This window comes from uncultured Capnocytophaga sp. (assembly GCF_938029845.1).
Lineage (GTDB): Bacteria > Bacteroidota > Bacteroidia > Flavobacteriales > Flavobacteriaceae > Capnocytophaga.
The window spans coordinates 1-23,198 of the sequence record NZ_CALHGG010000036.1 but is presented as its reverse complement, the minus strand read 5'-3'; the positions used below and the strand labels follow the sequence as shown (position 1 = coordinate 23,198).

The window sequence follows — 23,198 nt, the reverse complement described above, 5'->3', positions numbered from 1 at the left end:
TTAGTGAACATAATTAAGTAGTATTTTTCACTATTCACTTTTTATTTTTCACTTAATTTATCTTGCTCTTTCATTTCTTACTTTTCGCGCCTGAGTCTTAGTTTCATTTTTTGCTTTTTGCGCTTCGTTTTTGGCTTTTTCCTGTTTGCGTTGTTTTTCTGTCTTGTAATCTACGTCAAGATTTTCCTTCAGTAGGGTGCTTATCTCCTTGTTCCTATCTTCAGCATTATCCTTACGCTTGAGTAAGCGGAGAACTACCTTGCTGATATCATTCTTCTCATCAGCATAGATAGCGGCAGCATCTTCGGAGGTAAGTATATAGTCAAACTTACGAGTCTTGGCAATCTCCTGAGTGATATTGAACACTTGATCCTGTATAGGTTGTACAAGGCGCCAACGCTGGGTGATATAGTCACCTGTCTCTGCACCAAAGCGTTTTTGCTTATAGTCCTCTAGGTTCTGGGTAAGTACTTGTATTTCCTCTTCCTTATCCTTAATCGTCTCAGGGGTGAGCAATGGCTTTTCTGCTTCAAGCTTCTCCTGACGGGTCTTGATTTCAGCTTGCTTCTGTGCGATCTCCCCTTCCCATTGGGCTACCTTCTGTGCCAATTGTTCACTAGCTACCTTGTATTCGTCCATATTTGCCAAGATATAATTCATATCCACATAGGCAATTCGGGTCGCTTTCTGTGCCAAAAGCGGCTGTAGGAAAGAGAGGAATAACAAAGATACAGAGAAAACTTTTATATTCATGATTTGGATATATAAAATATCGTGCCAAAATTAGGAATTTTTTCCCGAATAATGACGATTTAAGTATTATTTATGCTTTTTGTGACGTTTTTAAACCTTTTATTACTCATAATCAAGGACAATCCCAAGGAATATCCTCTACTGGGGACGCCATCTCTGGTCGGTATTCATAGTGCCACCACTCAGAATAGATAGATTTGAAATTGTATTTGTTCAAGACTTCTTTCAGTAATTTGCGGTTGTCTAGGACTTCCTTGGGGAGCTGGGTATAAGTATGGTGCGCACGGGGTGAAAAGGTGTCAAAGGGAGTACCCATATCCAGTTCCTTGCCAGTGGCTATATCCACCAAGGTCAGATCCACTGCCGCTCCCCTATTGTGCTTGGATCCTTTGGCAGGGTTGGCCACATAGTGAGTACCTGGAAGGATCTTCCACATCTTTTTCTGTACCGAAAGCGGGCGATAGCAGTCAAATAGCTTGAGGGAGTAGCCACGCTTTACAAACTCTTTTTGAGCTGCTAACAAGGCTTTTGCTGTGGCTTCTCTAAGGTAACATTCTCCACAGTCATACACTGCCTGTTTTAAGAAATTGTCCGCTGTGGCATACTTTATATCCAAGATAAAATCGTTCGAGAGACTTTTTATATTGACAAACTTCTCCTTGAGCATCTTGCTTTGCGAGGAGTTCTCCCCTTGTGTTATTTGCGCATTTACTGATAGGCTTACCCAAAGGAGCACCGACAAGGAATATATACGAAAAATTCTTCTGCTTATTGTCTGCATATTAGTTTGGCATTCTAAGCCATTTGATAAGTTCTTTATAGGATGGTTTCTTTCCATAGGAGAGAATACCTATACGATAGATGCGGGCAGAGACCCATATAGCTAAGAAGAAAAAGCCATAGAGCAGCGCCAAAGAGAGAATAATCTCTCCCCATGACACCCCAAAAGGAATACGCATGAGCATCACCACAGGGGAGGTTAGTGGAATATAGGAAAAGATTACCGATACGACACCGTGAGGGTCTTCAATTACAGTAAAGAAGCCTATGTAAATGGCCAAAATCAGCGGAAGTAGTACAGGAAAGAGAAACTGTTGGGTATCAGTTTCACTATCCACAGCGGCTCCTATGGTTGCAAAAAAAGCACTATAGGTGAGGTACCCCCCTATGAAAAATAGGAAAAAGGATATCAATAGTTTAGCCAAAGGTAGGCTGTTAATTTCATTTATAATATTGACCAAAAGATGTGGGTCAGCTGTAGGGGCAACCTGAGTTGCTGTAGGCGAAGAGAGAAAGGAAAAGAGGAATCCTGCAATCACCACCCAGATAACAAACTGGGTTAGTCCCACCAGTGAGGTACCAATGATCTTGCCCAAAAGCAAGATACTCGGCCTTACCGAGGAGACAATCACCTCCATAATACGATTGACTTTTTCTTCTATGACGCTGCGCATGACCATATTGCCATAGATTATGATAAACATCATCAGTAGGTAACCCGCAGTACCCCCAAAAGCGAGCTTGAGCCAGCCCAAGGTCTGGGAACTTTCGTCTCCAGAGAAATTGGCCAGCGCGATAGAGACCCGCTGCTGTGCCCCATCTATCTGGGAAGGGGTGATAGAGGCTGCCTCTAAGTTATGACGGAAGAGCCCCTTCTCGAGCTTTCCTTGTAGGCTCTCTACAAAGGTAACACTGGGGGGGTCTTCACTAAAAAATTGGAACTGAGCGGCTTGCTTATCTATATAGAGCAGTCCATAAGCGTTTTCAGAACGTGCCGTCTGCTTGAGTTGCTCCAAATCGCCCTCCTTGTGATAGCTTACCGAGAGGTTGGGACTCTTTTGGAAAATCTCTTGAAAATAGCCGCTTTCGTCTAAAACCTCTATATGTCGCTGAGTGCTATTGTTCAGCTGGGTAAGGTAGCCTATCAGTAGGGACAAGGCAAGCACTGCCAATGGACTAAGGAAAGTCATTAGCAGAAAAGACTTATTGCGTACCTTAGTGAGGTATTCGCGAATGATGATAAGGCGTAATTGTTTCATAACTCGTGCAAAGTTACAACTTTATCAGCAATTATACAAACGGTTTGCGACAAATAATCATGAGCTTATTTCCTATTCTTCCGAGGGTGAAGAACAGATAACGATTCCCCCCTTCGGCTATGGAAAAGCGCTCGCGTATCTCGGCTACTTTCATAGGGAAATTGCGTACGGTGATATTGGCCTGATCTATTTGGCCACTCTTGAGGAGTTTTCGGTCATAGGGGAGAATTTCATCTATAAGAAAGACTCGCCCTGGGAAGTCGGGGATATAATTCTCGCCTAAGAGTAGTTGAGAATCCTTGTTCAGATAAGCCAGTCCATAAGCTTGTCCCACTGGGAAGAGTCCTTTTCCCTTGACCAAGGCAGCATTAGGCTCATAGAGGTAGCGACAGAGATAGCCGCGAGTCATAGGAATATCCTTTTGATATATTTCTGAAGGGAAGAAGCTAAAAATATCGGTACGGGTAGGCAGCATATTGACTGTTTTGATCTGCACCTCGCTTGTAAGTGGTGTTTTCTTTAGTAGGAAGAGGAGTTCCTTGACCTCGCCCTCTACTGCTACAATATGTACCTCATGTGTTTGGGGTAGTTGGGTAAGTGCCCGACTGATATCCAGCATGGGAGAGGCTTTGAGCAGAATCGTATCCGTATATTGCCAAAGAAAATCGAGGCTATGAGGCACATCGGGGGTGCAATCCTCTAAGAAAAACACCTTGTGCTTGTGAGTATCACGGCGGGCAGGGTCTAGGTATATCACATCATAGTGTCTCCCTTCACGTGCTAAGTAGGCATAAGAATCCTCCGCAACACAGTGGATATGAGCCCCAAATACAGCAAAGTTATGCGCTACTATCTCCGAGAGTTCCTCCTGTAATTCACAGTGGGTTACCTCTTGGCAACGCTGGGCAAAGAAATAATCATCAACCCCAAAGCCTCCTGTGGCATCCAATAGGGTACCCTCCCCTACCAATGACGCCTTATAGCGAGCCGTAGCTTCCGATGAGGCTTGCTCCAAGGAAAGCTTTGCAGGAAAGTAAATCCCTTTAGTAACCAGCCATAAGGGCAACTTATCCTTAGCTTTTTGTCTGCCCAATAACTGTTGGGCGAGTTCACTGGGACTCACTCCCTCAAAAGAGGATTTCCTTAGGGCAAATTGGGAGACCTCCTCGGACAAGTGCTCTTGCAAATAAGCTTGTACTTCAGGTTCTAACAATCTATGATTCAGCATGTTATATCTTAACAGTAAGCAACTGTATAAATTTGTTGTTAGGGAAAATAGCCTTGAGGATTACCTTGAGTACTGTATAGGCTGGAATAGCTATAACCATACCTACTATCCCGAAGAGTGTTCCACTGATAAGGGTAACAATGAATATCTCTAACGGACTGGACTTCATAGAGTTGGAGAATATGATAGGCTGACAAAAGAAATTGTCTATCAGTTGGGTCAGAAGGAAGCCCATCAGTACATAGAGGGTCTTTGGCAAGATCACACTCTGCAAGTCGGCGTCCATAAAGTTGGATATGGTCAATACTGAAATCACTACCGCTCCTATCATAGGCCCTACATAAGGAATTACATTGAGCAAGGCACAGAGAAAAGCAATAATCATAGCGTCCTCTACCCCAAAGATAAGTAGTACTATGGTCAGCAATACAAAGATGATGCTCAGCTGTAAGAACAAGCCCAAGAAATAGCGGGAAAGTAAGCGCTTGATATCCTCTATCGTCTTTCTCACTTGGGGTAAGCGCTCACGCTTAACCAAGCTCAGAAAGCTATTGATAATAGTGGTGCCATCTTTCATAAAGAAAAAGGTAATAAAAAGCACTGAGAAAAGTCCTACTCCCACATTACTAATGACTCCTATAAAGCCATTGAGTACTGTGGAGACATCTTGCATATTGAGTAGTTCAGGGATATTGGTTACATTAGACTCCAATCGCTCAAAACCTAAGGAAAGGAGTAAATCGTTCAAGAAACGATGAATATTGTCATTCAGTGCTTGAAAATCAATAGATGCTAAGTTCTTCCCCTGTGAGATAAGCAGAGGTACAAATAAGCTAATCAATCCTGCAAAGAGACCTAATATAACCAAAATAGCAGTAACCGTCGCCCAAGTATTCTTGAACTTAAGACGCTTCTTAAAAAAACGTATCATAGGTCTACCAATAAGGGCTAATACAGTTGCAAGAAGTATATAGATAATGATATTCTGCAACTTATAAAGTCCTAAGGCCAGTAGGACAACGCCTACTATAATCCCCACAGCCTTGAGGATTCCTTGTGCAATAGTGTTTGAAGTCATTTTAAAAAAATAAAAAGTAATAAGGTAAGAAATAAAGAGAATTGACTAATTAGCAAATCAGCTAATTGGCTAATTGACTCATTATCATTCTGTCATTTTCGTTGAGATCTTTTTTGAGGAAGTATTGGAAGCCTTTCTGTCTTAGCATTTGGAGCATTTCCCTCCCTAAGTATTGGTTAATTTCAAAGAACAACTTCCCACCGGAGGTGAGGTTGCGAGTAGCTATATCTGCTATCTTCTCATAGAATAACAGTGGGTTGTCATCGGGAACAAAGAGCGCTAGAGATGGCTCATGCGCCAACACATTGGGGTGCATCTCTCGCTTCTCTTGTTCTCGTACATAAGGCGGATTGGAGACAATCAGATCAAAGCACACACCCAAGTCCTCCACTTGTAGTATATCCTGCTGTACAAACTCTATGACAGCCCTATTACGCTTGGCATTAGTTCGGGCTACTTCCAAGGCTCCTTCACTTATGTCCATCGCCACTACCTTTGCCTTAGGTAGGTGTTTCTTCAGCGCAATGGCAATAGCTCCACTACCTGTACCTATATCCAAGATATGCAAGTTTTCCCTGCCCCAATGGGTACTAACTATCCAATCCACAAGCTCTTCAGTCTCTTGGCGAGGAATCAGTACTCGCTGATCTACATACAGATCTAAGCCAAAAAAATGAGCCTTTTGGTAAATATACTGTATAGGAACATTACGAGCCAATTGTTGTGTTATTGCCTTGAGTTCAAGGAGCTTTTCTTGAGAGATTTCATCATCATGATGTATCACCGAAGCCACATGGTTCATCCCCAAAGTCTCTTCTAGAATAATCTGGAGAATACTCATTCGTTCGGATACATCATAGTTTGTAAAGCTTCCTATGAAACTCTGCTTAAAATCACCTATGGTCATTCTTTACTTTTTGCTTTAGAGAAAATACCACGAATTAGTTCCTTGAAGGTATCAAAATCCACCTTATAAGTGAGTCCTGTACCTTGAGAATAGTCTATTTTGTCCAAGAGGTATTGCTGGAGTTCATTCTCACGATTGAATATTTTGGCACTAAGACGACCGTCCCTAGTAAGGAGGAATTGGAGTTCAAAGTCCCCTGCCACAGCTGTCTGTGTAACGCCTCCTACGGGAATCCCCAACTTACCATTGAAAAAGATTCTATCAGTTATTTGAGTAGATACGGTAATCCCTAAGCGGTCGGAATTGTTGTAAGCCCTATTAGGGGTAGCGGTACCACTTTCGTAGCTCACCCCTAAGTTCAGCTTATCATCATCACTGGAGAGCAGTTGGTTAAAGATTCCTGTGGCAGTCTCTAGTACATTATAGGAAAGCATCTTTTCCCCTGCGGTAGCATCGCTCATGAAGTTTCCCTGTGCCAATAGAGAAAAGGCTTGGAGCTGTTTCTTATCACTATCTTCCAAGTGGTAGTTCAACTCAGAAACAAGGCTAGGGCTACTATCGGGGAAGTTGATATCAAAAACCGTCTGAGGGTGAGCCAAATCACCTTGTAGGTTGATGATCACTTGAGTCTGTATCTTTCGGTTAAGATTGGAATCCAAGAGAACAGAAGGATTCACATAGAGTGTATAGGCCGCCCTAAGATTCTGCAAGGTAGCTCCCATGGGATCTCCATTCCATGAGATAGAGCCATTGGGCAATACCTTGAATTTCTTATCTATCAGTCCCTCATACTTAAAGTTATATTCCCCAGAGGTAGTGATAAAGTCCCCCCACATATTGAACTTTCCATTGGTATTAATTTCCAACAAAAGGGTTCCCGCTCCACGCCCGATTAGGCTAGAGTTGTTTTTAGGATCTACGATAATCTCCACCTCAGCCGAAGGAAGTACATCCACCTCAAAATGCATTTCAAGTCCTTGGTAGGTCTTGGTTACCAACTGCTTTTTACGTCGTCTTTCCTTGGAGACAAAAGTAATAAAGGAATCATCACCCACTGTTTGGGTATCACTCAGCGGAATCTTGAACTTTGTTCCGTCCCCTGTTACTGCATTGACTCCTATGGTAAGATCATCCACGGCGCCTTTGATACTTGCCTTACCTATAATAAAGCCTATACCATAGAAAAGATCATTGTCCTTAGGCCCTGTATTAAGAGCTAAGAAACGCTTTCCTTTGGTATCAAAATGAATATCCAAATACCAGTCCGTGAGACTGCGAAAACCTGCCCCTCCACTGAGGTAAATCTTTGTCTTATAAGCAGTATCCGTAAGTGCTACTTCCTTGATGGTAAATCGGTTATCCTTAAGCCCAACACGCACCACCTCATCGGCCTCCAAATCTATATTTAGGTAAGGTACCCCCACTCCCACCCGGGAGATAGCAAAGTCACCTTCTATATTAGGCTTGGTTAGCAAGCCTGTAACTTTTGCTTGTCCTGTAAGTGTCCCGTGTAGGTTGGAGAGTATATCTTGGGTAAAAGGGGCAAAAGGCGCCAAGTTCAGCTCGGTAATATAGCTCTGTAAGTCCAAATAAGTCTTGTTATCCTTCAGGAAAATATTTCCATAGAGCTGAAGCCCCTCCCCTAACTGGTTAAAAAATTCCAAACTGGTCTTAAAGGAAGAAAGACTCTCATCACCTACGATACTAGCTTGCAAGTTACCTAAATCATATTGGTTAAGCATAAATTGCCTAAGGCTAAGGTCAGCTGTAGGATAATATTTTTCTTTCTGTTGGACAAGGGAAAGGTGTCCATTAAGCAGTCCCCCTACACTAAGATTATCCATGGTAGGGATAATCTTATTGACATCTACCTTTTCAAAGACTAAGTGTAGGTCTTTATAATTATTTTCCCTAGCGATCTTACCATTGACTGAGATAGACTCCTCTCCGTGGCGGAGGGAGATAGGACGTATCTGTATGGAATCTAACTTACGATTAATCACCAATTTATTCTCCCTATCCTTATCTATCTGCCATTCATTACCCTTGAAAAGGATATAGGAAGAAGGCTTAATACCTACCTCTGATTCTCGCCTTTGATTAATGGTATGATAGAACCTAAGGTTGTAATCGTCTTCAGAGTTTTTGCCTCCCTTGAACTCCGTTTGGAAAAAGAGTGTATCACTCACTGAAGTATTGAGCATATTGAACTCCTCTATCTTGTAATAAGGGTTCTGAATACTGGATATCTGGACAAGCGACCTATATGTAGGGTTCTTCTTGTCATATTCCAAATTAACCCCTCGTAACGAATAATCAGAAATATTGATATAAGGCGAACGGAAATTGAGCTTAAAGTCATTCTCATCACCCACCAATTTCCCTCGTATAAAGGTATTAGGGGCAAAAGAAAGTTCAGGATAGAAGAGTTCTATAATCTTGTTGTAGATCTTAAAATCAAAAGTCAAGTACTGCCCTTGCATCACCTTGAACGGCTTGTAGTTTTCAAACCCATAGGCAAGGGTATTGACCAAGACTTGACCTATTTGGGCAAACTTAAACTCTCCTTGTATCTTCCCCGAAATAATATCAGTGGACTCCAAGGTAATGGTACGTAAGCTAGTGGTATCTTTCTGTATATTTATGGCAAAATCGGCAAAGTTATACGTTTGGTCATTCTTCTGATAGGATGCATTCTTAAGCAGTACACGCCCCACCATATTATCCAAGCTATTACCCGTAATATCAAGATCTATATTCCCCTTTACCTTGGCAATAGAGTCTTTTTGTATAAATCCCAAAGCTTTGAGATCTATATATTTCATCTCACCCGCTAGGGTGTAGTTCGAGCGCTGGGAGGAAGTAATATCGGCCATGCCCTTGAAATCCATCTGAAGGTTGTCATCCCCTATGGAAGCAGTCGCCTTGATCTTCTTTTGGAAATACTCAGCATCAAGCTTAATATCCTTGTACAGATAGTTATTATAAAGCGCTGAATGTACTTGCCCATGCAAGGAAAACTTATCCATTTTGTTGAAATCCAACCCCTTACCTACAAATTGCAAACTTGCCGAAATATCTCCTAAGTCATTGACTCCTAGCATCTCCCCTACTTTCAATTGGTAGGTATCCAATTTGCCCTTATAGGTTGCCTCAGTTAAGTGTGGGAGGTCATAGAAAGAACCACTAAGAATAAAGTCCCCTCTTTGGGTAAAAACATCGGCATCTATAAGCAAGTCACGAGTCGTATAGGTCAGTTCTGCCTGCCCTTCAAAGAGACCAAAGTAACGTAAGTCCTCAGGGAGTGTTTCTCCTAATACCTTAGGCATGAGTGAGACAATATCCCCATAGGACGAGGAGAAGTGTGGGAAATCTCCCCAAAAAACAAAGTCTTTTTCTGGAGAAAAAGCATTCTTCAGCAGTACATTCTCTGCCTCTACGGAGGTACTCTCATGATAGAGATGTATATCCTTGATAGAAAGATTATTAAGCGTACCCGAAAGCTCCCCTTCTACTTCTAGGTTCTTTTCCATAGCAAAACCATTGTAGAACCCATTGAGGTCATTGGTACTGATCTGTGAGTTTCTAAGGGTAGCCTTGATCGTTACCTTATTTAGAAAATCGGCATAACTCTCCTTATAGGGAGCAAAACTCAGGTCTGCATCTATGGTAGAAAAAGGAGTCTTGAGCAGTGTTTTATCTATAGAGATCAGTGTATTAGCATAGTGGAAGTTTGTCGAAAGATCATCTACCTTGAGATGCTTACCATAGAGAAGCTCTCCATGCCTCATCTGAAGCTTGACATCAGAATCCACGATCTCAAAGTCCGAAATGATACCTCCGATTCCCTCTACTTCTACCAATATAGGACTTTCCTGGGCAGTTGTATTAAAATCACAAACACGAAAATAGCTATTTTTGAGCCTTATAGTATTGGCTTTCATGATAAAAGGTTCAGGACTACTAGGCTCTCCACTATCAAAACTAGCGACAAATACATCCAAGTTGGACAAGGTATCTCCCTTATAAGTCTTCATATCCATGACAAGACCATCAGCATCTATAGTGGAAAAAATCAGATTTCCCTCCATCACTGCTTTAAGGTCAAGCAAGGGGGTACGTATCTGGCGTGCAGCGATAAGGGTATCTTGGTGATGGTCGCGGATAAGTACCCCGTCCAATCCCACCATCCCTGTAAGACTAATGGAAACACGCTCCACATTCATATTCACCTTGTAATCCTTATTAATACGATCCATTACCCATGTGGCCAACTTAGTTTGTACCACAGGTAACATCAGTAGTAAGAGTATGAATATCAGGATATACAGGAAGGTCTTGATTACCGTCTTGACTATACGAAAGATTTTGTATGCCACCTTTTGCTCTTTTTTGTATCCTCCCTCTCTAAGGTAAGAAGATAGTACGAAATTTGGCACAAAAATACAACAAAAAATGATTCGTTTGTCTTTCGAAAAGAAAAAAATAACAATTGACATTTTGAGTTCTGAATTTTGAATTTTGAGTCGTACCAACACTAAGTTTCCTGTCAAAATTCTCATTACTGACACGTTTTTACTGCTCATAATGCGAATCAATAGTTAAATTCGCTAACTGTATAAGACGCAATAAATTGCGTCTCTACACATGTACTAGCTAAGACAATTACCCAAAAGCATAATCTTCCGTAGAGGCACAATTTATTGCGTCTTAATGAATTAGACTATACAATTGTTCTTCTACTATTGATTCATATTTACTACCATTAAAAGCCTTATAGCTCTCTTCAAAAACCAAAAACCCACTGATAATTAGTACGAGCTGCAAGTTCTCAGCAATGATGTATAATACAACAATTAACAATTAACAATTAACAATTAACAATTAATTTTTTTATCTTTGCCCCCGTCAAAACATAAACAATTATTTCATGAAGAAAATTTTATTAGCCACATTGGCATTATGCTTAGGTCATATAGGCTTTGCCCAAAGAGGAATCTACCAAGAGGATCAGCTATCTTTCGGAAGTAACTTCCTAAAAAACGAGTTTGCTATGCAACAAATCAACTTAGATTTAGGTATAGGTTATCGTTTCTCTGAAAAATTCCGTTTAGGTTTTATTGTGGAATTTGGTCATATAGCTTTTCATGACGAGCGTAACGAAAAAACACGTTCCTTTACTACAGGCTTTGGACTTAACGGTAATTTCAGGTTTTATACCAATGAGAAAATAGCCTTACATTCCCAAACCCACCTGCTTATAGGTGGTCCTAACAAGGATGCTTTGGCTGACTGGGGCTTCTTCAGAGTAGGTACAGAAGTACAGACCTATTTTCTTTCCTTAGCTAGCGAACGTACCAATCCTTATATCTCCCTAGGGGTCAATGCTGTCTCTGGAAACTATGAGAAGAATAATATAGAAATGGAACGTACCTCCTTTATGCCCCATATTGGGATTGGAATTGTAACAAAGTTCTAAGAAGTTTTGAGTTCTGAATTTTGAGTTCTACAAAACAATAGTTAGAATTACAAGACCTTAACTTCCCAAAACTCAAGAAAAACCCCTTACTAGCACGAGTTTGTAGTTTACAAGTTCGTGCTTACTGTTATTAGGAGAACTTGTAGCGCTCTCTTCAAAGGTCAAAGCCTCTACCTAATGACTAGTACAAACTGTAAAAAACACACCAACAAAGGAGAAACTTGGGAGGAAAAAATGATTTTGCTTATGTCTTACTCACGTTGATTGGTATTCAAAGCTAAAAACTCAAAACTTTTCATTACCTTTGCCTCTTGAAAACGAATCTCCTTTATGAGTACAAATATACCCTATATATTGGCGATAGAATCCTCCTGTGATGACACTTCAGCAGCGGTTATGCAGGGTGACAAAGTCCTCTCCAATGTCATTGCCAGCCAAAAAATCCATGAGGAATATGGAGGTGTGGTACCAGAGCTAGCCTCTCGTGCCCACCAACAGAACATCATTCCAGTGGTGCATCAGGCCTTGCAGCGAGCAGGAGTCAGCAAGGAGCAACTCTCGGCGATAGGATTTACTCGTGGCCCAGGTCTACAAGGCTCTTTACTTGTAGGGGTATCCTTTGCTAAGTCCCTAGCACTCTCCCTAGGGATCCCCTTGGTGGAAGTCAATCACCTTCAAGGGCATATCCTCTCCCACTTCATCGATGAAGGACAGAAGAAGCCCTCCTTTCCCTTTCTAGCTATGACCATCAGCGGAGGACATACCCAAATTCTCAAAGTCAGTGACTACTTCTCTATGGAAGTACTAGGAGAAACACAGGACGATGCCACAGGTGAGGCTTTTGACAAAACGGCCAAGCTACTGGGACTCCCCTACCCAGGAGGTCCCCTGATTGACCAATATGCCCAACAGGGCAACCCACATGCCTTCCCTTTTCCTATCCCAAAGGTAGAGGGACTCAACTTTAGCTTCTCTGGGCTGAAGACTGCTGTGCTCTACTTTATCCAAAAACAAGAGAAGGAGCACCCCCATTTTGTCCAAGAACACTTAGCCGACATCTGCGCTTCTGTACAATACACTATCATAGAGATACTTATGCGCAAACTAAAGAAAGCAGTTGCCGAAACAGGTATCCGCCAAGTGGCTATCGGTGGTGGAGTCTGTGCCAACTCAGGTCTAAGGAAAACACTTGAGCAATATGCTCAAAAATATCACTGGGAGGTCTTCCTTCCTCAGTTCCAATACTGTACCGACAATGCCGCTATGATTGGTATTGCCGCTTATTTCAAATATTTACAAAAAGATTTTGCCGATATGCACGTAACAGCACAAGCAAGATATCGTTTTAGTGACTAATCACTAAACAACTAAAAACTAACAACTAAGAAATGAACATCGCTATCGTTTGTTATTCCACTTTTGGTGGAAGTGGGGTGGTCGCCACTGAGTTGGGGGTTGCCCTGGCCCAAAAAGGCTATCAGATACACTTTATTACCTACGGACAGCCTGTAAGGCTTTCTGCCTTTCATAAGAATATCCACTTACATCAGGTATATGTGGAGGAATACCCCTTATTCCGCTACCAGCCCTACGAACTTGCCCTATCAAGCAAGATGGTAGAGGTAGTACGTGAGTATAATATTGATGTGATCCATGCTCACTACGCCATTCCACATGCTTATACCGCCTATATGGCCAAGCAAATTCTTCAGAAGGAGGGGTTGGATGTGGCTATCATCACCACGCTACATGGTACAGATATAACTCTTGTAGGTAATCACCCTTATTACAAAACAGCAGTCAATTTCAGCATCAATGCCTCCGATGCTGTAACTGCTGTCTCTAAGAGCTTGCGGGATATGACCTACGAACTCTTTGACGTACAGAAACACATCAATGTGATTCCCAACTTTATCAATATAGAAAAGAAAAAGCAGCATCCCAAGACCTGCCTACGTGCCATGCTTGCCAATGCAGACGAGATGATCCTAACCCACGTAAGTAATTTCAGAAAGGTCAAAAGAGCTTGCGATGTGGTACGCATCTTCCACAAAGTCCTCCAGCATAAGAAAGCACGACTCATCATGGTAGGTGATGGTCCCGATAGGGAAAACGCCCAAGCCCTCGCCCATGACTTAGAAATACAGAATTATGTAACCTTTCTAGGTAACTACCTAGATGTCAATGACATTCTCTGCTCTAGTGACCTCTTTTTGCTCCCCTCAGAATCAGAGAGTTTTGGCTTAGCCGCCCTTGAAGCCATGGCCGAAGGGGTACCTGTTATCTCAAGCAATGCAGGAGGAATCCCAGAGGTCAATAAGCATGGTGTATCAGGATTTTTAAGCGCCGTAGGTGACATAGAGGACATGGCATGCAATGCCCTGATTATCCTGCGCGACACTGAAACCCTAGCTCAGTTCAAAGCTCAGGCCTTTCAGGAAGCTACCCATTTTGATGAACAAAAAATCATCCCTTTGTACGAAAAAGTATATAGAAATAGTAGGTAAAACCAAACAAATAATTATAATGTGAATCAAAAACTATAAGTATTTTTTTAATGACTTATAGTTAAAAACACATATCAATAGCTAAAATATATGTCCTACTATTTTCTGAAAAAACATAGATTGTATCTCCATTATTTGTGTTTTACAATTTTTTCAACCAATAATTCAGTTAAAAAGTAAAGAACTGATCTTCTTGCCTTTATCTTAGCTGAAAAAAAAAAGGATTTCTTTGTGTTGTTTTAAAAAAAATTTCGTACTTTTGTCGCATAAAATACTAAATATAAATTTTAATGAAATCGCTAAAACTAACACTCTCCGCATTAGCTATTACAGCACTTGTGAGCTGTAATGGTGGCTCTGGAAATGGGCAAAACAATAACGCTTCTGACAATGCAGCTACTCCAGCAGCTCCTGCTGAAACACCTGCAGCTCCTGCTGAGACTCCTGCAGCTCCTGCCGGTGGTGCTAATGTAGATTTAAGCAACAAGGGAATAGGTCCTGTAAAAACAGTAAACCCACCCCTTGCAGCTACTCCTGATCAAGCCCTTGCTGAAAAAGGTAAAGAGCTTTTCAAAATCAACTGTACTGCTTGTCACAAGCCTACTAAGAAATTCATAGGCCCTGCTCCTAAAGGCATCTTGGAAAGACGCTCACCTGAATGGGTGATGAATATGATCCTCAACCCTGAGGAAATGATTGCCAATGACCCTATTGCTAAGCAACTTTTAGCTGAAGCTAATGGAGCTCCTATGGCTAACCAACACCTCAATGAGGAACAAGCTAGAGCTATCTTAGAGTACTTCCGTACTATAGAGTAAGACACTCCCCCAAAGGACTGCTTAAGCAATCCTTAAGCAGTCTTTTGACTATTCCTTAGGATATAAATATTTTTTAAATAAATTGTTTTTATGAAGACAAGCAAATTGTTATCTTTGGCAGTTGCTGGTGCTTTTCTTGCCAGTTGTGGAAATGGCAACAATAGCAATAGTAATAAGTCTGGGGCTATGGGAGCTTCAGATGCTGCCTCAAGGGTGTATGTAGCACCTGGAGAGTACGATGAGTATTATGCTTTCCTATCAGGCGGTTTCAGTGGTCAGCTTGCCACTTATGGACTTCCTTCAGGACGACTCCTCAAAGTAATCCCTGTGTTCTCTCAAGACCCTGAAAAAGGATATGGTTACAATGAAGAAACCAAACCCCTTTTGCAAACTACCCACGGATTCATTCCTTGGGATGACACTCACCACCCCGATCTTTCTCAAACTAACGGAGAAGTGGACGGTCGCTGGATCTTTATCAACGGTAACAACACTCCTCGTGTGGCTCGTATCAGCCTTAAAACTTTCGAAACAGAAGAAATCCTAGAGCTTCCTAACGTAGGAGGAAACCACTCTTCTACTTTTGTTACTCAAAACACTGAGTATATCGTAGGGGGTACTCGTTTCTCTGTGCCTATTCCTCAGGAAGACGTAGCTATTAAGGATTACAAAGGTAAGTTCAAAGGAGCTATCTCTTTCGTGAAAATCAACCCTGATTCAGGTGCCATGAACCTTGAGTTCCAGATCCTTATGCCTGGGTTCAACTACGACTTAGCACACTCTGGTAAGGGTAATTCTCACGGATGGGTATTCTTCACCACTTACAACACTGAGGAAGCTAACACCCTCCTTGAGGTAGAAGCTTCTCAGAACGATTACGACTACATCGCTGCCATCAACTGGAAAGTAGCTGAGGACTATATCAAACAAGGTAAATTTACCGAAATGAAAGCGCCTCACTACCACAATACCTACAGTGATGAAACACACACAGGTAAGAGTGAAGTAGTAGAAACTGTAAAAATCCTCGACGCTTCTAAGCTCCCAGGATTGGTATACCTCCTTCCTACTCCAAAATCTCCTCACGGAGTGGATGTTGACCCAACAGGGGAATATATCATTGGTAACGGAAAACTTTCTTCTGACCTTACTGTACACTCTTTCACTAAGATGCTAAAAGCTATTGAAGACAAAGCTTTTGATGGTGAAAAATATGGTATCCCAACTATCAAAATGGATGCTGTTGTAGCTGGTGTAGTAAAGAGTACAGGTCTTGGCCCATTGCATACCGAGTTTGACGACAAAGGTAATGCCTATACTACTTTCTTTATCTCCTCTGAAGTTATCAAATGGAAAGTAGGTACTTGGGAAGTATTGGACAGAAAGCCTACTTACTACGCTCCTGGACACCTTATGATCCCTGGTGGAGACTCTCGTAAGCCTTTCGGTAAATATCTCCTTGCGATGAACAAGATTACCAAAGACCGCTTCCTCCCTACAGGTCCTGAGCTTTGCCAATCTGCCCAATTATTCGATATCTCTGGTGACAAGATGGAACTTCTTCTTGACTTCCCAACTATCGGAGAACCTCACTATGCACAAGCTATTCCAGCTTCAAAAATCAAAGATCAACAAACTAAGATCTATGCGCTTAAGGATAACCACCACCCTTACGTAACTCGTACCGATGCTGACGCTAAGGTGGTAAGAGATGGTAACAACGTACACGTATATATGACTTGTATCCGTAGCCACTTCTCTCCTGACAACATAGAAGGTGTAAAAGTAGGTGACACTGTATACTTCCACGTAACCAACGTAGAACAAGACTGGGATATCCCTCACGGATTTAGTGTATTGGGTGCTCAGAATGCAGAATTGCTTATCATGCCTGGACAAACAGAAACTCTCGTTTGGAAACCTACTCAAGTAGGAGTATGGCCATTCTACTGTACTGACTTCTGTTCTGCCCTTCACCAAGAAATGCAAGGATACGTTCGTGTATCTGCGGCTAACGCCAACACTCCGCTTAAGTGGAGCCTTGGTGAAGATGAAGAATAATCTATAACCGAAAAAGGCTGGTACTCGTATCAGCCTTTTTTACAAAAATTTAATTGAAATGAAAGCACGAATCTTAATGGTAGTAGCATCCCTTTTGCTACTGCTGCTATTCCTTTTCCCTATTTGGCATATCAAGCTCGATGCGCCTCAATATCCAGAAGGTATCAATATGTATATCTGGATCAACGACATTAATGGAAAGAGCAGCTTCTCTGCTCCAGAGGACGAACTTTCCATACACACTATTGAGAATGTGAACCTTCTCAACCACTATATAGGAATGAAACACATCCATGCCGAAGATTTTTGGGAATTCAAATATTTCCCTTGGGTGATCGGAGGTTTCCTTGTCTTAGGCCTTATTATTGCTTTCTTAGGCAAGCGTATCCTATACCTTGTTTGGGCTGGCCTTATGGGCGTAGCTGGCGTATTGGGTATGTATGACTTCTATCAGTGGGAATACGACTATGGACACAACCTAAGCGACACTGCTCAGATCAAAATCCCTGGCATGGCCTACCAGCCTCCTTTCTTTGGAGGTAAGGAGCTGCTGAACTTCTATGCTGAATCTTATCCAGCAGGAGGTACTTATGCTATGATTTTGGCTGCTGTGCTTGCCTTGGTTGCTTTCTTTGTTGCTAAAAAATGTAACAAATGCAATAAGTGTGCAGCATAATCATTCTAAAGAAAAATCATCTTGGCTTCAGGACTACTCCTCTTAAGCTAAGATGATTTTTTACTTTTTAATCAATTTATTTACAACATATTAACCTTAATTAATTTATCAGACATGAAAAAAGTATTCCTATTTTTGAGCCTTGCATTCCTTATGATTGCTTGCGCTCCCAAGGCCGAGCCTATTGATTATGGCAAGGAAGAGTGTTCTTTTTGCAAGATGACCATCGTAAGCCCTCAGTTCGCCTCTGAGGTGGTTACCCAAAAGTCCAAAGCCTTCAAGTACGATGCCATAGAGTGTATGCTCCAAGCCCCCCAAGAGGACAAGGTAGCCTTATACCTTGTATGTGACTACTTACATGAAAACACCTTGATTGATGCTACTAAGGCCACTTATCTCATCTCCAAAGAGATACAAAGCCCTATGGGTGCCCACTTGGCCGCCTTTGCCTCAAAGGAAGATGCCCAAAAAATCCAAGCTGAAAAAGGGGGCGACCTCTACGACTGGCAAGGAATCCAGGCTAAGTTCCAAGCACATCAGCATCCTGCACATGAGGAACAAGGTAACATGCACGACCATTAATCCTTATTCAAGCCTATGCTAAAAAAACTAATACCCCTGCTTATATGCTTCCCCCTTTTCCTAAAGGCACAATCTATAGAAGTATGCCCCAAGTGTCCTATAAATAGCATTGCTCAAGCTGTTGCAAAGGCTAAAAAGGGAGATACTATTATAGTGCAAAAGGGGACATATCCAGAGAATAATATACTCCTTGACAAGCCTCTAACCCTTATCGGAAAGGACAGACCTATAATCAATGGTCAGTTCAAGGGAAGTATTCTCAAAATCCAAGCTGATAGCATTACCATTAAGGGCTTCCGCTTGGCGAATGTGCCTTTCAAAGCCACAGAAGAACAAGCCGCTATACTCCTAGACAAATCCAAAAAATTCCTTATAGAGGATAATATCATGGATCAGGTATGCTTTGGTGTGCTTCTGAGAAAGGGACGTGATGGTATTATAAAAAACAATAAGATTTCCTCCAATGCTACCCAACAATATAACTCAGGAAATGCCATACACCTATGGAGCTGCAAGAATATAAAAATCATTGGTAATGAAGCGGCTAATTGTCGTGATGGTATCTATATACAATTCTCATCCAAGTCCTATATTGAGGGTAACTACTGCTATAAGAACCTTCGCTATGGGCTGCACTTCATGTTCTCCGATGACAACGAATACTATCGCAACAGGTTTTCTGAAAATGGCGCGGGTGCCGCTGTGATGTTCTCCAAACGGGTAAAAATGGTAGGAAACACCTTCCAAGACAACTGGGGACCATCCTCTTATGGATTACTACTGAAGGAACTCTACGACTCTGAGTTGGTATATAATACCTTCTATCGCAATACCATAGGTATCAATGGAGAAAACTGTACCCGTATGAAGTATAACGAAAATAACTTTACCGAAAATGGTTGGGGTATCCGTATCCGTGGAGGTTGTTACCAGAATGATTTCTGGGATAATAACTTCTTCAACAACACCTTCGATGTGGCCTATGATAACAATGTGAATGACAACAAGTTTCGCAGTAACTATTGGAGTGACTATACAGGCTATGACCTGAACAAAGATGGAGTAGGAGATGTCCCTTACCGCCCCGTGAAGCTCTTTTCCTATATCAGTAATCGTACGCCTGAGAGCATCGTGCTGCTACGTAGTTTATTCATCGATATCATGAATTTCTCAGAGAAAGTAGCCCCTGTATTCACCCCTGAAAACCTTATTGATGAGACACCACGTATGGAACCCGTCAAAAAGACAAAACAATAATATTTACCCCAACTAATACCTATTTCAACAAAATGATTGAATTCAAAGATGTCCATAAGAAATATGGCAAATTAGAAGTCCTCAAAGGCGTGAACTTTACGATCAAGGACGGCGGTATCATCGCTATCTTAGGCCCTAATGGTTCTGGAAAAACAACTTCCATGAAGAGCTTTTTGGGCATGGTAATACCAACCAAAGGTGACATCCTTTTTAACGGAAAATCTATCAAAAACCAATGGGCTTATAGGGAACAAATCTCCTATCTGCCACAGATAGCCAACTTCCCTAATAACCTAAAGGTAAAGGAGCTGATTGCTATGATTAAGAATATCAAGAAGCTCCCTTGCCAAGACCAAGAGCTTATTGAACTCTTCGGTCTGCAAAGGCACCTAAACAAGTCCTTGGGTAACCTCTCTGGAGGTACCAAACAGAAAGTGAATCTAGTACTTACTTTCATGGTAGATGTGCCTATTCTTGTTCTGGACGAGCCTACCTCTGGACTTGACCCAATCGCAATTTTAGCACTTAAGAAGCTTATCTTGCGCGAGAAGGAGAAAGGGAAAACTATACTTATTACCTCTCACATTCTTAGCTTTATAGAGGAGCTCTCCGACGAGATTCTCTTTATCTTAGAAGGAAACATTTACTTCAGAGGTACCCCTGGGCAGCTATTAGAAACCACCCAGAGAGACAATTTCCAAGAAGCCATTGCTGAACTGTTAAAAAACGAAAAATATGATTAAGATTATCCGATATACTTTCTTTGACCTTATCCGTAGTAGCTGGACTTATTTCTACTTGGGTTTTTACCTAATTCTAAGTAGCATCCTACTGTTCCTCAACCATGATATCTCCAAGTCGGTCATCACCCTAATGAATGTGATTATCATTCTTATCCCTTTGATTTCTACTATTTTTGGGATCATGTACTACTATAATGCACGAGAGTTCATTGAGCTATTGCTAGCTCAACCTATTCCAAGGAAACATATCTTCTTAGGACAGTACTTAGGAATTTCTCTATCGCTCTCTCTGAGTCTTATCATAGGATTGGGAATTCCTTTCCTACTCTATGGGCTATTCCTCTCCCCCGATATATTCAACTTTATCATGCTGATTATCACAGGGGTATTTCTTAGTTTCATCTTTGTAGGTTTCTCCTATCTCATTGGACTTTATTATGAAAACAAGATCAAGGGCTTTAGCTTGGCTATTTTTATTTGGCTCTTTATGGCAGTAATTTTTGATGGAATTTTCTTGATTTCCTTTATGGTATTCCGTCAATATCCATTAGATACCTTCTCTCTTGTAATGATCTTGGCCAATCCGATAGACCTCTCTCGTATCTTGATTCTCTTGAAGTTGGATATCTCCGCGCTTATGGGTTATACCAGTGCCTTCTTCAAATCCTTTTTTGGCTCTACTGCGGGTATTACCGCCTCTTTAGGTTCCCTATGCCTATGGGTAAGTGCAATTATCTTTATGATACTGAGAAAGATAAAGAGGAAAGACTTTTAGTTAGTTTTGAGTTTTGAGTTGTAAGTAACTCAAAATTAAAAACTCAAAACTCAAAACTTTTTTGTATTTTTGTCCCCTAATTCCAAATCACTTATCTTATGACTATTGTTCAGTTTCAATACATTTTGGCCGTTGCCCAATACAAGAATTTCAGTGTGGCTGCTGAGAAATGCTTTGTCACCCAACCTACACTAAGTATGCAAGTACAGCGCTTAGAGGAAGAGTTGGATGTGCTTATCTTTGACCGCACAAAAAAGCCTGTCCGTGTAACAGAAGTAGGAGAAAAAATCCTAAAACAAGCCGAAAGTATTGTCAATGAATCTGAGCGTATTAAGAGCCTTATTGCTCAGCATAAGGGCTTCATAGGTGGGCGTTTCCGCTTAGGAATTATCCCTACAGTAGCTCCTACCTTACTACCTATGTTCTTGAACAATTTCACCAAGAAATACCCTAAAGTAGAACTACATGTGGAGGAGATGACCACTCGCGAATGTGTTCGTGAACTTAACGAAGGAAGCCTAGATGTGGCTATTGTAGCGACCCCCCTAGGAGAAAAGAACCTTGTAGAACGCCCTCTATATGATGAGCCTTTCGTAGCCTATATCCCCAATGACAGATACCATCTCAAAGAAAAACAGAAAATACACACCTCAGACCTTAGCACCAAGGACATGCTTATGTTGCAGGACGGGCACTGTTTCCGCGATAGCGTACTGAATATCTGTCAGGAAATAAACAATCATGAGAAAGGCAAGCTCCCTCCTGTAGAAATCAAGAGTGGTAGTTTCGAAACACTTATTCGTTTGGCCAATGAAGGTATGGGTATGACCCTACTTCCCTACCTGCATACGCTCAACTTAGCCGAGTCCGAGCAGAAGAACCTACACTATTTTGAAGAACCATCTCCTGCTCGCGAAATTAGCCTCTTGTACCATAACAATGAATTGAAAATTAATATCATAAACGCTCTATACGACGTCATTGCAGGCGTTGTCCGTGGCGCTATCACCTTTGAGGATCTCAACATCATTGACCCAGTACTTAAGAGAAAGACTAAAAAGTAAAAGAAAAAAGGTAAAAAGAGACACTTTTTACCTTTTATCTTTTATTTCTTACTTAAATAGAGTTGTCTGACAATCCCATCGGCTAATCCTACTTTAGGAACAAGAATGTGATTGATTTTAGCCCACTTCATAGCCTTAATGTAGATAGGTAGTGCTAAGGGAAGAATATCGGCACGGTCTGGATTGAGTTCAAGATCACGAATACGCTCCTCATAGGTCATTTGGCTAATCTGTTCAAGATAGGTCTCCAAGAAATGTAATGTAAGAGGAACATCCTTTCGCTTACCTGTGGATTTGGAGATTTTATTAATATTACCTCCTGAACCTACGGCTTCCATACCTTTTAGGTCTTTGGTATAAAGACGAATCCAGTCCTTCACTTTGTCCCATAGCTGCTGGTCGGCCTTACCCTTGAGCAAGCGTACTCCTCCGATAGGGAAAGACTTGGAGGCACGAACAGTTCCTTGTGTATATACAGTAAATTCTGTACTACCACCCCCTACGTCTATATAGAGATAATTCTTATCACTCTCCAAGAGGGTATGTAAGTCAGTATTGGCTATAATAGCCGCTTCTTCCGCTCCATCTATAATCTCTATAACCACCCCAGTATGCTGGGCAATATCTTGGACAATTTCTGCACCATTAGTAGCCTCACGCATAGCCGAAGTCGCACAAGCACGGTAAGCTTCTACCCCTTGCACTTTCATCAGTAAGCGATAGGCTTCCATTGCATCCTTCAGGCGTGAAGCGTTCTCTGGGCTTATCTTCCCTTGTTCGAACACATCCGCTCCCAAGCGAATAGGCACACGCACTAAGCTGCCTTTGGAGAAGATAGGCATCTTGCCTTCTTCCTCTAACACATTGGCTATAAGCAGGCGTACCCCGTTGGAACCAATGTCTATACCTGCAAATTTACGTATATTCATGCTTGTGTCAAGTTAGTTTTATCGTGCAAATCTACAAAGATAATCTTACAAAAACAACTAAATAATAGAAAAAAACCTTCTGTAACTATAAGTTACAGAAGGTCATCTAAAAAAATTAAGTAGAATGAAAAAGAAATTTATAAAAGTTTGACAACATCTTTAGCAAAATAAGAAGCAATAAGATCAGCTCCTGCACGCTTAATCGCATAGATTTGCTCAAGCATAATAGCATCGTGGTCTAACCAACCGCGCTGTGCAGCGGCCTTGATCATCGCATATTCTCCTGATACTTGATATACAGA

General features: G+C 41.5%; 19 protein-coding genes and 1 pseudogene. 11 read left to right on the top strand and 9 right to left on the bottom strand.

The window, feature by feature from the left end; all coding sequences use genetic code 11:
* Positions 1 to 57 precede the first annotated feature (57 nt).
* The 7 genes from Q0625_RS02795 to Q0625_RS02765 all read right to left on the bottom strand — a co-directional run bounded on the left by Q0625_RS02795 (position 58) and on the right by Q0625_RS02765 (position 10,384).
* Positions 58 to 753, bottom strand: a complete 696-nt coding sequence (locus Q0625_RS02795; RefSeq protein ID WP_298823377.1) for an OmpH family outer membrane protein — start codon at positions 751 to 753, stop codon at positions 58 to 60.
* Between the two features lie 112 nt (positions 754 to 865).
* A complete protein-coding gene (locus Q0625_RS02790; protein ID WP_298823376.1) occupies positions 866 to 1,534 on the bottom strand; it encodes a M15 family metallopeptidase in 669 nt (222 codons plus the stop codon).
* A 1-nt stretch (position 1,535) separates the two neighbouring features.
* Positions 1,536 to 2,792, bottom strand: a complete 1,257-nt coding sequence (locus tag Q0625_RS02785; protein WP_298823375.1) for an ABC transporter permease — start codon at positions 2,790 to 2,792, stop codon at positions 1,536 to 1,538.
* A 31-nt stretch (positions 2,793 to 2,823) separates the two neighbouring features.
* Complete coding sequence (locus Q0625_RS02780; protein WP_298823374.1) at positions 2,824 to 4,020, bottom strand: hypothetical protein; 1,197 nt, start codon at positions 4,018 to 4,020, stop codon at positions 2,824 to 2,826.
* Position 4,021: 1 nt separating this feature from the next.
* On the bottom strand, positions 4,022 to 5,098 hold the full coding sequence (locus Q0625_RS02775; protein WP_298823373.1) for an AI-2E family transporter: 1,077 nt from the start codon (positions 5,096 to 5,098) through the stop codon (positions 4,022 to 4,024).
* Between the two features lie 61 nt (positions 5,099 to 5,159).
* Positions 5,160 to 6,005 (bottom strand): peptide chain release factor N(5)-glutamine methyltransferase, encoded by an 846-nt coding sequence (gene prmC, locus Q0625_RS02770; RefSeq protein ID WP_298823372.1) that lies wholly within the window; start codon positions 6,003 to 6,005, stop codon positions 5,160 to 5,162.
* Positions 6,002 to 10,384, bottom strand: a complete 4,383-nt coding sequence (locus Q0625_RS02765) for a translocation/assembly module TamB (protein WP_298823371.1) — start codon at positions 10,382 to 10,384, stop codon at positions 6,002 to 6,004. Before Q0625_RS02765 ends, prmC begins: the two co-directional genes overlap by 4 nt.
* A 551-nt stretch (positions 10,385 to 10,935) precedes the next feature.
* Between Q0625_RS02765 and Q0625_RS02760 the strand changes: the two genes are divergently transcribed.
* The 11 genes from Q0625_RS02760 to Q0625_RS02710 all read left to right on the top strand — a co-directional run bounded on the left by Q0625_RS02760 (position 10,936) and on the right by Q0625_RS02710 (position 21,967).
* On the top strand, positions 10,936 to 11,484 hold the full coding sequence (locus Q0625_RS02760; RefSeq protein ID WP_298823370.1) for a hypothetical protein: 549 nt from the start codon (positions 10,936 to 10,938) through the stop codon (positions 11,482 to 11,484).
* 330 nt (positions 11,485 to 11,814) lie between these two features.
* On the top strand, positions 11,815 to 12,840 hold the full coding sequence (gene tsaD, locus Q0625_RS02755) for a tRNA (adenosine(37)-N6)-threonylcarbamoyltransferase complex transferase subunit TsaD (protein WP_298823369.1): 1,026 nt from the start codon (positions 11,815 to 11,817) through the stop codon (positions 12,838 to 12,840).
* A 32-nt stretch (positions 12,841 to 12,872) separates the two neighbouring features.
* On the top strand, positions 12,873 to 13,991 hold the full coding sequence (gene bshA / locus Q0625_RS02750) for an N-acetyl-alpha-D-glucosaminyl L-malate synthase BshA (protein ID WP_298823368.1): 1,119 nt from the start codon (positions 12,873 to 12,875) through the stop codon (positions 13,989 to 13,991).
* 290 nt (positions 13,992 to 14,281) lie between these two features.
* A complete protein-coding gene (locus Q0625_RS02745; RefSeq protein ID WP_298823367.1) occupies positions 14,282 to 14,809 on the top strand; it encodes a cytochrome c in 528 nt (175 codons plus the stop codon).
* A gap of 90 nt (positions 14,810 to 14,899) precedes the next feature.
* On the top strand, positions 14,900 to 16,870 hold the full coding sequence (gene nosZ / locus Q0625_RS02740) for a Sec-dependent nitrous-oxide reductase (protein WP_298823366.1): 1,971 nt from the start codon (positions 14,900 to 14,902) through the stop codon (positions 16,868 to 16,870).
* 58 nt (positions 16,871 to 16,928) lie between these two features.
* The gene (locus Q0625_RS02735; protein WP_298823365.1) at positions 16,929 to 17,546 is read left to right on the top strand and encodes a hypothetical protein; all 618 of its coding nucleotides are present in this window, start codon (positions 16,929 to 16,931) and stop codon (positions 17,544 to 17,546) included.
* A gap of 114 nt (positions 17,547 to 17,660) precedes the next feature.
* Positions 17,661 to 18,128, top strand: a complete 468-nt coding sequence (locus tag Q0625_RS02730) for a nitrous oxide reductase accessory protein NosL (protein ID WP_298823364.1) — start codon at positions 17,661 to 17,663, stop codon at positions 18,126 to 18,128.
* A gap of 15 nt (positions 18,129 to 18,143) precedes the next feature.
* The gene (locus Q0625_RS02725; RefSeq protein ID WP_298823363.1) at positions 18,144 to 19,385 is read left to right on the top strand and encodes a nitrous oxide reductase family maturation protein NosD; all 1,242 of its coding nucleotides are present in this window, start codon (positions 18,144 to 18,146) and stop codon (positions 19,383 to 19,385) included.
* Between the two features lie 32 nt (positions 19,386 to 19,417).
* Positions 19,418 to 20,128, top strand: a complete 711-nt coding sequence (locus tag Q0625_RS02720) for an ABC transporter ATP-binding protein (protein ID WP_298823362.1) — start codon at positions 19,418 to 19,420, stop codon at positions 20,126 to 20,128.
* Positions 20,121 to 20,903: an ABC transporter permease gene (locus Q0625_RS02715; RefSeq protein ID WP_298823361.1), complete on the top strand. Its 783-nt coding sequence runs from the start codon at positions 20,121 to 20,123 to the stop codon at positions 20,901 to 20,903. Before Q0625_RS02720 ends, Q0625_RS02715 begins: the two co-directional genes overlap by 8 nt.
* 98 nt (positions 20,904 to 21,001) lie before the next feature.
* On the top strand, positions 21,002 to 21,967 hold the full coding sequence (locus Q0625_RS02710; protein WP_298823360.1) for a hydrogen peroxide-inducible genes activator: 966 nt from the start codon (positions 21,002 to 21,004) through the stop codon (positions 21,965 to 21,967).
* 41 nt (positions 21,968 to 22,008) lie between these two features.
* On the opposite strand, the gene Q0625_RS02705 is transcribed toward Q0625_RS02710, so the two are convergent.
* Positions 22,009 to 22,896: an ethanolamine ammonia-lyase reactivating factor EutA gene (locus Q0625_RS02705; protein ID WP_298823359.1), complete on the bottom strand. Its 888-nt coding sequence runs from the start codon at positions 22,894 to 22,896 to the stop codon at positions 22,009 to 22,011.
* A 137-nt stretch (positions 22,897 to 23,033) separates the two neighbouring features.
* A pseudogene (locus Q0625_RS02700) lies at positions 23,034 to 23,198 on the bottom strand (porphobilinogen synthase); the annotation flags it as partial.

Excerpts from the sequence above, each read along its gene's own strand:
- Q0625_RS02795 (WP_298823377.1), bottom strand. The coding sequence starts at position 753 with ATGAATATAAAAGTTTTCTCTGTATCTTTGTTATTCCTCTCTTTCCTA.
- Q0625_RS02790 (WP_298823376.1), bottom strand. The coding sequence starts at position 1,534 with ATGCAGACAATAAGCAGAAGAATTTTTCGTATATATTCCTTGTCGGTG.
- Q0625_RS02785 (WP_298823375.1), bottom strand. The coding sequence starts at position 2,792 with ATGAAACAATTACGCCTTATCATCATTCGCGAATACCTCACTAAGGTA.
- Q0625_RS02780 (WP_298823374.1), bottom strand. The coding sequence starts at position 4,020 with ATGCTGAATCATAGATTGTTAGAACCTGAAGTACAAGCTTATTTGCAA.
- Q0625_RS02775 (WP_298823373.1), bottom strand. The coding sequence starts at position 5,098 with ATGACTTCAAACACTATTGCACAAGGAATCCTCAAGGCTGTGGGGATT.
- prmC (WP_298823372.1), bottom strand. The coding sequence starts at position 6,005 with ATGACCATAGGTGATTTTAAGCAGAGTTTCATAGGAAGCTTTACAAAC.
- Q0625_RS02760 (WP_298823370.1), top strand. The coding sequence starts at position 10,936 with ATGAAGAAAATTTTATTAGCCACATTGGCATTATGCTTAGGTCATATA.
- tsaD (WP_298823369.1), top strand. The coding sequence starts at position 11,815 with ATGAGTACAAATATACCCTATATATTGGCGATAGAATCCTCCTGTGAT.
- bshA (WP_298823368.1), top strand. The coding sequence starts at position 12,873 with ATGAACATCGCTATCGTTTGTTATTCCACTTTTGGTGGAAGTGGGGTG.
- Q0625_RS02745 (WP_298823367.1), top strand. The coding sequence starts at position 14,282 with ATGAAATCGCTAAAACTAACACTCTCCGCATTAGCTATTACAGCACTT.
- nosZ (WP_298823366.1), top strand. The coding sequence starts at position 14,900 with ATGAAGACAAGCAAATTGTTATCTTTGGCAGTTGCTGGTGCTTTTCTT.
- Q0625_RS02735 (WP_298823365.1), top strand. The coding sequence starts at position 16,929 with ATGAAAGCACGAATCTTAATGGTAGTAGCATCCCTTTTGCTACTGCTG.
- Q0625_RS02730 (WP_298823364.1), top strand. The coding sequence starts at position 17,661 with ATGAAAAAAGTATTCCTATTTTTGAGCCTTGCATTCCTTATGATTGCT.
- Q0625_RS02725 (WP_298823363.1), top strand. The coding sequence starts at position 18,144 with ATGCTAAAAAAACTAATACCCCTGCTTATATGCTTCCCCCTTTTCCTA.
- Q0625_RS02720 (WP_298823362.1), top strand. The coding sequence starts at position 19,418 with ATGATTGAATTCAAAGATGTCCATAAGAAATATGGCAAATTAGAAGTC.
- Q0625_RS02715 (WP_298823361.1), top strand. The coding sequence starts at position 20,121 with ATGATTAAGATTATCCGATATACTTTCTTTGACCTTATCCGTAGTAGC.
- Q0625_RS02710 (WP_298823360.1), top strand. The coding sequence starts at position 21,002 with ATGACTATTGTTCAGTTTCAATACATTTTGGCCGTTGCCCAATACAAG.
- Q0625_RS02705 (WP_298823359.1), bottom strand. The coding sequence starts at position 22,896 with ATGAATATACGTAAATTTGCAGGTATAGACATTGGTTCCAACGGGGTA.